The 8,751-nt window shown below is 60.0% G+C and carries 10 protein-coding genes; 1 reads left to right on the top strand and 9 read right to left on the bottom strand.

From position 1 onward, the window contains the following. The 9 genes from Q0T48_RS04375 to Q0T48_RS04335 form a co-directional block, all read right to left on the bottom strand. Nucleotides 1–120, bottom strand: a 120-nt coding sequence (locus Q0T48_RS04375) for a GTP-binding protein (RefSeq protein WP_295952948.1), incomplete at its 3' end; no start/stop codon positions are given. A gap of 144 nt (nucleotides 121–264) precedes the next feature. Next, complete coding sequence (gene fusA / locus Q0T48_RS04370; protein WP_295952935.1) at nucleotides 265–2,364, bottom strand: elongation factor G; 2,100 nt, start codon at nucleotides 2,362–2,364, stop codon at nucleotides 265–267. 90 nt (nucleotides 2,365–2,454) lie between these two features. Then, nucleotides 2,455–2,928 carry a 30S ribosomal protein S7 gene (gene rpsG, locus Q0T48_RS04365; protein ID WP_295952934.1) on the bottom strand — a complete coding sequence of 158 codons (474 nt, stop codon included), beginning with the start codon at nucleotides 2,926–2,928 and terminating at the stop codon, nucleotides 2,455–2,457. A gap of 176 nt (nucleotides 2,929–3,104) precedes the next feature. Then, a complete protein-coding gene (gene rpsL / locus Q0T48_RS04360) occupies nucleotides 3,105–3,482 on the bottom strand; it encodes a 30S ribosomal protein S12 (protein ID WP_011466063.1) in 378 nt (125 codons plus the stop codon). Nucleotides 3,483–3,644: 162 nt separating this feature from the next. After that, the gene (locus tag Q0T48_RS04355) at nucleotides 3,645–4,757 is read right to left on the bottom strand and encodes a D-alanyl-D-alanine carboxypeptidase family protein (RefSeq protein WP_295952945.1); all 1,113 of its coding nucleotides are present in this window, start codon (nucleotides 4,755–4,757) and stop codon (nucleotides 3,645–3,647) included. Between the two features lie 138 nt (nucleotides 4,758–4,895). Beyond that, the gene (locus tag Q0T48_RS04350; RefSeq protein ID WP_295952931.1) at nucleotides 4,896–5,522 is read right to left on the bottom strand and encodes an alpha/beta hydrolase; all 627 of its coding nucleotides are present in this window, start codon (nucleotides 5,520–5,522) and stop codon (nucleotides 4,896–4,898) included. A gap of 69 nt (nucleotides 5,523–5,591) precedes the next feature. Further along, nucleotides 5,592–5,951 (bottom strand): (2Fe-2S) ferredoxin domain-containing protein, encoded by a 360-nt coding sequence (locus tag Q0T48_RS04345; RefSeq protein WP_295952928.1) that lies wholly within the window; start codon nucleotides 5,949–5,951, stop codon nucleotides 5,592–5,594. Further along, nucleotides 5,948–7,057, bottom strand: coding sequence for a VanZ family protein (locus Q0T48_RS04340; RefSeq protein ID WP_295952926.1), 1,110 nt, complete (start codon nucleotides 7,055–7,057; stop codon nucleotides 5,948–5,950). Before Q0T48_RS04340 ends, Q0T48_RS04345 begins: the two co-directional genes overlap by 4 nt. Before the next feature lie 15 nt (nucleotides 7,058–7,072). Continuing rightward, nucleotides 7,073–7,501, bottom strand: a complete 429-nt coding sequence (locus Q0T48_RS04335) for a CopD family protein (protein WP_295952923.1) — start codon at nucleotides 7,499–7,501, stop codon at nucleotides 7,073–7,075. Nucleotides 7,502–7,726: 225 nt separating this feature from the next. On the opposite strand from Q0T48_RS04335, the gene hemB reads away from it, so the two are divergent. Then, entirely contained in the window at nucleotides 7,727–8,728 is a 1,002-nt protein-coding gene (hemB, locus tag Q0T48_RS04330; RefSeq protein ID WP_295952920.1) for a porphobilinogen synthase, read from the top strand. The last annotated feature ends 23 nt before the right edge of the window (nucleotides 8,729–8,751 follow it).

Below are 8,751 nucleotides of genomic sequence, written 5' to 3'. Positions count from 1 at the left end.
GAACTTGGCTGCCAGCACGGTGGTGATGGCGGCGGTCAGTGTGGTTTTGCCATGGTCAACGTGGCCGATCGTGCCCACATTGACGTGGGGCTTGGTACGTGTGAACTTTTCTTTTCCCATTTTTCAATTCTCCAAAGAGCTAATTCCCGTGTCAGGTTTAACGTCTGCACAGTGTTGCTGGATCGCCTCGCACGGGAACAAGGCGGCACACCATCGCAGACAGGGGGATCGAACAGAACGAGGTCAACCCCGTTCCATCAACTTTTACTTGGCGCGGGAAGCCATGATGGCTTCGGACACGTTCCGTGGTGCTTCCGAGTAATGCTTGAATTCCATCGTGTACGTGGCACGTCCTTGGGACATGGAACGCAGCGTGGTGGAATAACCAAACATTTCCGACAAAGGCACTTCGGCCTTGATGGCCTTGCCGCCACCAACCATGTCTTCCATGCCTTGAACCATACCGCGACGTGAAGCCAGATCGCCCATCACGTTACCGGCATAGTCTTCAGGCGTCTCAACTTCCACAGCCATCATCGGCTCCAGAATGACAGGGCCTGCTTTGCGGCAGCCTTCTTTGAAACCGAAGATCGCGGCCATCTTGAAGGCCAGTTCGTTCGAGTCCACATCATGGTAGGAACCGAAGTGCAGCGTTACCTTGACGTCCACGACTGGGTAACCAGCCAGCACGCCTTGGGTCACGGCTTCGTTGATGCCCTTTTCAACCGCAGGAATGTATTCACGGGGCACAGTGCCACCCTTGATTGCATCCACAAACTCAATACCCTTGCCGGGTTCATTGGGCTCGATCTTCAAGACCACGTGGCCGTACTGGCCCTTGCCGCCGGACTGGCGCACAAACTTGCCTTCGGCATCTTCCACCGTTTTACGGATGGTTTCGCGGTAAGACACTTGGGGCTTGCCCACGTTGGCTTCCACGCCAAACTCACGCTTCATGCGGTCAACAATAATTTCCAGATGCAACTCGCCCATACCGGCGATCAGAGTCTGACCCGACTCTTCGTCGGTCTTGACGCGGAACGAAGGATCTTCTTGCGCCAAACGCTGCAAGGCAATGCCCATCTTTTCCTGGTCAACCTTGGTCTTGGGTTCTACAGCCTGGGTAATCACCGGCTCTGGGAACACCATGCGCTCCAAGGTGATAATGGCCGACGGATCGCACAGGGTTTCGCCGGTGGTCACGTCTTTCAGGCCGATACAAGCAGCGATGTCGCCAGCGACAATTTCGCTGACTTCTTCGCGGTTGTTGGCGTGCATTTGCACAATACGGCCGATGCGTTCTTTCTTGCCACGAATCGGGTTAAAGATCGTGTCGCCCTTTTTCAGCACGCCAGAATAAACGCGCACAAAGGTCAACTGGCCCACAAACGGATCGGTCATCAGCTTGAATGCCAACGCGGAGAACTTCTCGCTGTCGTCGGCTTTGCGGGTGATGGCTTCGTCATCTTCGCCCAGACCCTTCACTGGCGGAATATCCGTCGGCGCTGGCATGTACTCAATGACCGCATCCAGCATGGCTTGGACGCCCTTGTTCTTGAAGGCAGAACCGCACAACATGGGCTGGATTTCGCCAGCAATGGTGCGCTTGCGGATTGCCGCCTTGATTTCTTCTTCGGTCAGTTCCTCGCCTTCGAGGTACTTGTTCATCAGTTCTTCACTGGCTTCGGCAGCCGCTTCAACCAACTTTTCACGGTACTCGGCGCACACTGCAGCCAAGTTGTCGGGAATGTCGTTGTAGGTAAAGGTAACGCCCTTGTCGTCGTCCCAGATGATGGCTTTCATCTTGACCAAGTCCACGATGCCCTTGAAATGCTCTTCAGCACCAATCGGGATCTGGATGGCGACGGGGTTGGCCTTCAGGCGAAGAATCATCATTTCGCGAACGCGCAAGAAGTCGGCACCGGTACGGTCCATCTTGTTCACGAAAGCCAAGCGAGGAACTTTATATTTGTTGGCCTGACGCCAAACGGTTTCGGACTGGGGCTGTACGCCACCAACGGCATCGTACACCATTACCGCACCGTCAAGCACACGCATGGAACGCTCAACTTCAATCGTGAAGTCAACGTGGCCAGGGGTGTCAATAATGTTGATGCGGTGTTCTTCAAAATTACCCGCCATGCCTTTCCAGAAGCAGGTGGTGGCAGCGGAAGTGATCGTGATGCCGCGCTCTTGCTCTTGCTCCATCCAGTCCATGGTGGCCGCGCCGTCGTGAACTTCACCAATCTTGTGGTTCACGCCGGTGTAGAAAAGCACGCGCTCGGTAGTGGTGGTCTTGCCGGCGTCGATATGCGCGGAGATACCAATGTTGCGATAGCGCTCAATAGGGGTATGGCGAGCCATTTTTCTCTTTCGTTAAAGCCACAAGCCCGCTATCCGCCAAAAGGCTGGAGCGGGCTCGTAAGCTTGAGGAGCTAAGTTGCAGGACGTTTCTTAGAAACGGAAGTGTGAGAAGGCCTTGTTGGCTTCAGCCATACGGTGGACTTCGTCACGCTTCTTCATGGCACCGCCACGGCCTTCAGTGGCTTCCATCAACTCGTTAGCCAAACGCAGGGACATGGACTTTTCGCCACGTTTACGGGCAGCTTCTTTCAACCAACGCATGCTCAGGGCCAAGCGACGCACGGGGCGCACTTCGACCGGAACTTGGTAGTTGGCACCACCCACGCGGCGGGATTTCACTTCCACCATGGGCTTGACGTTGTTGATAGCCAGGGTGAAGGCTTCAACGGGGTCTTTGCCGGGGTTCTTCTTTTCGATGAACTCCAGGGCACCATAAATGATGCGCTCTGCGACTGCTTTTTTGCCGCCTTCCATGATCACGTTCATGAATTTGGACAGCTCGATATTGCCAAACTTAGGATCCGGCAGAATTTCACGTTTAGGGACTTCGCGACGACGTGGCATTTTTTCACCTCTTAATTGCTTCAGTTGGCATCTTGGTAGACACCGCAAAAACCATTTTGGTTTTCACTTACTCGACCCAAAACACGGGTCACTACGTTGCGTCACCGCGCCACGCGGGAGACAACACCTTTTACTATTTCGAACCAGGGCTTTTGGAGCCTTTGGCTCAGATCAATTTACTTGGCCTTTGGCTTTTTAGCGCCGTACTTGGAACGCGACTGCTTGCGGTCTTTCACGCCTTGCAAGTCGAGTGAACCGCGCACGATGTGGTAACGCACACCAGGCAAATCCTTGACCCGGCCGCCGCGCACCAGCACTACGCTATGTTCTTGCAGGTTGTGGCCTTCGCCGCCGATGTAGGAAATGACCTCAAAACCGTTGGTCAGGCGCACTTTGGCAACCTTACGCAGAGCGGAATTGGGCTTTTTAGGCGTCGTGGTGTAGACGCGGGTGCAAACGCCACGGCGTTGCGGAGAATTTTGCATCGCAGGGCTCTTGGACTTGATCGTTTCGACCTCGCGCCCCTGACGTACTAGCTGGTTAATGGTTGGCACTAAAGCCTCCTTGACAAAGAAAACGTCCCTAAACGTTTAAAACTAACAGAAAACGTGAATCCCTTCGGAAGTTTCCGAAAAGCCTTCAAGTATAGCTTTTTGGCAGCGTGCGTGCAAACACTATGCGGTTTGTTAATGTTTGCAGGCGCTCACTTACCCAAATTACTTGATCCACAAACGGATCGAGTCCCAGGCGCGGCCCAAAATACCGGCTTGTTCCACACCATCCAGCGCCACCAGGGGCACGGTCAGCAGGGTTTGTTCACCCAAAGTGACCTTCAGCGAACCCACGGCCTGGCCCTTCGTGAAGGGTGCCACCAGCGGATCGGGGCGTTGGATTTCGGTCTTCACCTTGGCGGCGTTGCCCGACGGCACGGCCACTACGATGGCATCGGGGCGGCCCAGCTTCATGGTGGCCGCCTTGCCCTTCCAGACATTCGGCGTGGCCACGGCCTGGTTGGCATCGAACAGCTTCACGCCTTCGTAGGCGGTGTAGCCCCAGTTCAGCAGCTTTTGCGATTCGTTCAGGCGGGCGTTTTCGCTGGCCGTACCCAGCACGATGGTCAGCAGGCGGCGGCTGCCGACATTGGGGAATTCGCGCTTGGCGGTGGCGATCAGGCAGTAGCCCGCCGCATCGGTGTGGCCGGTTTTCAGGCCATCCACGGTCGGGTCGCGGAACAGCAGACCGTTGCGGTTGTTTTCGTTGCTGACCGGGGTACCAGGGTAGTGGTACTTCTTCATGCCGTCGTAGTGCGCGTACTCGGGGAAGTCGTGCATCAGGCGGGTGGCCAGAATGCTCAGGTCGCGGGCGGTGGTAATGTGGCCAGCTTCGGTCAGGCCTTCGGGGTTGCGGTAGCCGGTGGCTTTCATGCCCAGCACCTTGGCCTGCGCATTCATCATCTCGACGAAATGCTCAGAGGTACCGCCCACACCTTCGGCCAGCGCCATGGTGGCATCGTTGCCCGACTGGACGATCATGCCTTTGATCAGGTCTTCCACCGGCACCTGCATCTTGGGGTCGATGAACATGCGCGAACCGGGCATCTTCCAGGCCTTGATGCTGACCGGCAGGGTCTGCGTCAGAGTGATCTTTTTGGTGCGCAGTGCGTCAAATACCAGATAGGCCGTCATCAGCTTGGTCAGCGAAGCCGGTTCGACAGCCATGTCGATGTCTTTTTCCAGCAAGACCTGGTTGGCCGTTACGTCTAGCACCATGTAGGACTTGGCGGCGATTTCGGGGCCCGCCACCGACTGGGCGGCAGCGATCAAGGACATGGAAGCCAGCACGGGCGCGGCAACAGCCTGTAAAAAATATTTCATGGAAGGGGGTTCAAAAATAGGGTGATGCAATCACCAGAGCAAGGGGAAAACCCGTGTACGAGGGGCACACGGGCCCAAAAGTTCAGGAAGAGTTCAGGAACGCAGGTGGCGCAGCACCAGGTTTTTCAACAGCGGCAATTGTCCGTGAAAGAAGTGGCCGCCCGCGGGCACCACCGTAACCGGAAGTATCTGCGGCCGTGCCCAGTCCATCACCGAGGCCAGGGGCACGGTGTCGTCGAGCTCGCCGTGCACGGTCAAAGTACGCTCGTGCACCTCGGGCGGCAGGGGGGGCACAGTCCAGCGCGAGGTCGCCGTGCCCACCAGCACCAGCTTCTCCACCGGGCGGGTCGCCCACAGCGAGGCCACGGCGTGGCTGGTCACAAAGGCACCAAACGAAAAACCCGCCAGCGCCAAGGGCTGATCGGCGGGTGCGGCCTGGGCCACCACGGCCAGCATATCGTCCAACTCGCCCCGGCCCTCGTCGTGCACGCCCGCACTGCCACCCACGCCGCGAAAGTTGAAGCGCACCGCGCTCCAGCCCGATTGCACAAAGGTACGGGCGATGGTCTGCACCACCTTGTTGTCCATGGTGCCGCCAAACAGCGGGTGCGGGTGGGCAATGACGGCCACGCCACGCGGCGTGCCCTCGGGATGGTCGATGACGGCTTCGATGGCACCTGCGGCACCGGTCAAAGTCAAACGCTGGGTGGATGCATTCACGGGATTACTACCAAATTGATAGCTACTTGTGCAGGTGGTTCCTACGCTAGCGGCCTAAAAAGCTTAAATTTAGCGGCCGAGGTGCGCCGGGGTCACCAGGCGCTCCACCACCTGGTCATTCTTGAGGTGCGACTCAACAATCTCGTCGATATCGCTCTCGTCCACAAAGCTGTACCAAACCGCTTCGGGGTAAACCACGGCCACCGGCCCGGCGGCGCAGCGGTCCAGGCAACCGGCCTTGTTGACGCGCACCTGGCCGGGGCCGGACAGGCCCGCCTTCTTCACCAGCGCCTTGCAGCGGTCGAAGCCGGCCTGGGCATTGTGGTGGGCGCAGCTGTCTTCGCCGTTGGTGCGGTCGTTCAGGCAGAAGAAGATGTGGCGGCCATAGTAGGACGCAGCGGGTGCATCCGCTTGGGTGGTGTCAGTCATGCCGCTATTTTAGTTTTCCCGGGCACGCGCCGGGCAATGCGGCCCACCACCACCACCATCGCCGCGTACGGCCACAGCCAGCCCAGCCACTGCACGATGCCCTGGAAGCGGATAAATTTACCCTGCTCCCAGGTGTGCAGCGTTTGCGCAAAATAGGCGCTGGTAGGGGCCTGGTTCAGCACACTGACGTGCACCGCCAGGGCCAGCAGCACCAGCGGCGCGCAGACCCGGCGCGGCAGCCACACCAGCAAGCCGGCCAGCACCAAACCAGCCCACAAGCCCACATGCACCGGCAGGCTCAGCCAGTCCAGCGCGTGGTTCGGGCCGTAACTTAACCCCGCAGACAAGGCCGCCACGCCCAGGCCCAGCGCCACCACCAGCGGCGCAAACACCGCCCGTTGGCGCACATTGCGCACCACGCAGTAGCCCAGCAGGCAAGGAATCAGCACCCCCAGCAGCACGCACAGCAGCTCGGCACTGGGCACCAACGGCTGCAGTTCCACATCGCGCACCGGTAGCCAGTCGAGAAACGGCGTGTCCTCCAGCGCGTCGGCCAGGGCCGCCTCCAGCCGCTCCAGCACCTGGCCCAGGCCCAGCGGCACGGCGGCGGGAAACAGCAAGGCCACCGGCCACAGCGCCAGCAGCACCAGCTCGCCGCGCGCATCGGCCACAAACCAGCGGGTGCGGAACTGGCTCCAGCGGTCAATCGCCCCAAAACGCTCCAGCAACGAGGCAGTTACCGCGCCCAGCAAGGCACCCGCAGTATTCAGCGCCCAGTCGACGTTGGATGGCACCCGCACGGGCAGATAACTTTGCAGGGTCTCCATAGCCAGCGACAGCAGGCAGGCGGCCAGCGTGGCGGCCAGCACCGGCGCCCGGTCGCGCCCGGTGCGCAAGGCGCTGAGGGCGAACAAAAAACCCAGCGGCACATAGCCGACGATGTTGATGCCCACATCCACCCCAGTCCAGTACTTGGGCAGCGGCGCAGTGACGAAGAACCAGGGCGAAATCCCCTGGTCGCGCCAGCCGTCAAACGGGTACAGGCTGGCATACAGCACCAGCCCCACATAGAGCAGCGCGAGGGGCCAGGCCGAAGTCTTGTGCACAGCGCCGCCCCGCAGTTAAAAGGGTTTAACCACCACCAGCACCACGATGCCCAGCAGCAGCAGCACCGGTACCTCGTTGAACCAGCGGTACCACGTGTGGCTGCGCATCGGTGCCCCCGCGCGCATCTTGCGCAGCAGCACACCGCAGCCGTGGTGGTAGCCGATCACCAGCAACACCAGCGCCAGCTTGGCGTGCATCCAGGCATTGCCCGGCCCGCGCCCGATGCCGTAGCCCAGCCACAGCCAGGCTCCGAACGCCAGCGCAGGCACGGCCAGAATGGTGGTGAAACGCAGCAGCTTGCCCGCCATCAGCAGCAGCCGCTCCCGTTCGGCCAGCGAGCCGGGCGGCACCATTGCCAGGTTCACAAAAATGCGCGGCAGGTAGAACAAACCGGCGAACCAGCTGGCGATGAAAACGATGTGAAAAGATTTGATCCAAAGCATATAGGGAGTTTAGGCCCGGCATGTCAGGAATGCAGCGCCCAAAAAAAAGCCCCGGCCATCGGGCCGGGGCGGTAAGCCCGCAGGTGTTGCCACCGTAAGGCCCCGCTCAGGGAGGTAAAGCGGGAGGACAGCCAAAGCCGCCCCACGGGCAATTTAGCAAAGGTAAAGAGGCGATTCAAGAGGGCTTACCGGGATAACAAGATGTTCTAAGGCACAATTTTCCCCATGACTACCTTTGCCCCCTACCCTGCTGGCCGTCCGCGCCGCCTGCGCCGCACCGCCTTCAGCCGCAACCTGGTGCGCGAAAACACGCTTACCGCGCACGACCTGATCTACCCGGTGTTTGTGCTGGACGGCGAGAACCGCCGCGAGGCCGTGGCCTCCATGCCCGGTGTCGAGCGCCTCAGCCTGGACCTGCTACTACCGGTGGCCGCGAAATGCGTGCGCCTGCAAATCCCGGTGATGGCGCTGTTCCCGGTGGTCGACCAGTCGCTGAAAACCTACGGCGGCGAAGAAGCCTTTAACCCCGACGGGCTGATCCCCCGTGTGGTGCGTGCCCTGAAATCCCACTACCCCGACCTGGGCGTGATGACCGATGTGGCGCTCGACCCCTACACCAGCCACGGCCAGGACGGCCTGCCGGATGAAAACGGCTACATCGTCAATGAAAAAACCATTGAAGCCCTGGTGCAGCAGGCCCTGGCCCAAGCCGCCGCGGGCGTGGACATCGTCGCCCCCAGCGACATGATGGACGGGCGCATCGGAGCCATCCGCGCCGCCCTCGAAGCGCACGGCCATATCCACACCCAAATCATGGCCTACAGCGCCAAGTACGCCAGCGCCTTCTACGGCCCGTTCCGCGACGCGGTGGGCTCCGCCGCGAACCTGGGCAAAAGCGACAAGAAAACCTACCAGATGGACCCCGCCAACAGCGACGAGGCGCTGCGCGAGGTGGCTATGGACATCGCCGAGGGGGCCGACATGGTGATGGTCAAGCCCGGCATGCCCTACCTGGACATCGTGCGCCGGGTGAAAGACGAATTCCGCGTGCCCACTTTTGCCTACCAGGTCAGCGGCGAATACGCCATGCTCAAGGCCGCCGCTCTGAATGGCTGGCTGGACCACGACCGCGTGGTGCTGGAGAGCCTGATGGCCTTCAAGCGCGCCGGGGCCGACGGCGTGCTGACCTACTTTGCCCTGGATGCCGCCCGGCTGTTGCAGTCCTAAAACCATAGCTATTAGCGTAGGTA

The sequence above is a fragment of the Rhodoferax sp. genome (assembly GCF_025354435.1).
GTDB lineage: Bacteria > Pseudomonadota > Gammaproteobacteria > Burkholderiales > Burkholderiaceae_C > Rhodoferax_B.
The sequence above is the reverse complement of the archived record's forward strand: the minus strand, read 5'-3'. Positions and strand labels throughout refer to the sequence as shown.

Bases quoted from the DNA above. Each gene is read 5' to 3' on its own strand.
- fusA (WP_295952935.1), bottom strand. From the start codon at position 2,364: ATGGCTCGCCATACCCCTATTGAGCGCTATCGCAACATTGGTATCTCC.
- rpsG (WP_295952934.1), bottom strand. From the start codon at position 2,928: ATGCCACGTCGTCGCGAAGTCCCTAAACGTGAAATTCTGCCGGATCCT.
- Q0T48_RS04355 (WP_295952945.1), bottom strand. From the start codon at position 4,757: ATGTCCTTGATCGCTGCCGCCCAGTCGGTGGCGGGCCCCGAAATCGCC.
- Q0T48_RS04345 (WP_295952928.1), bottom strand. From the start codon at position 5,951: ATGACTGACACCACCCAAGCGGATGCACCCGCTGCGTCCTACTATGGC.
- Q0T48_RS04335 (WP_295952923.1), bottom strand. From the start codon at position 7,501: ATGCTTTGGATCAAATCTTTTCACATCGTTTTCATCGCCAGCTGGTTC.
- hemB (WP_295952920.1), top strand. From the start codon at position 7,727: ATGACTACCTTTGCCCCCTACCCTGCTGGCCGTCCGCGCCGCCTGCGC.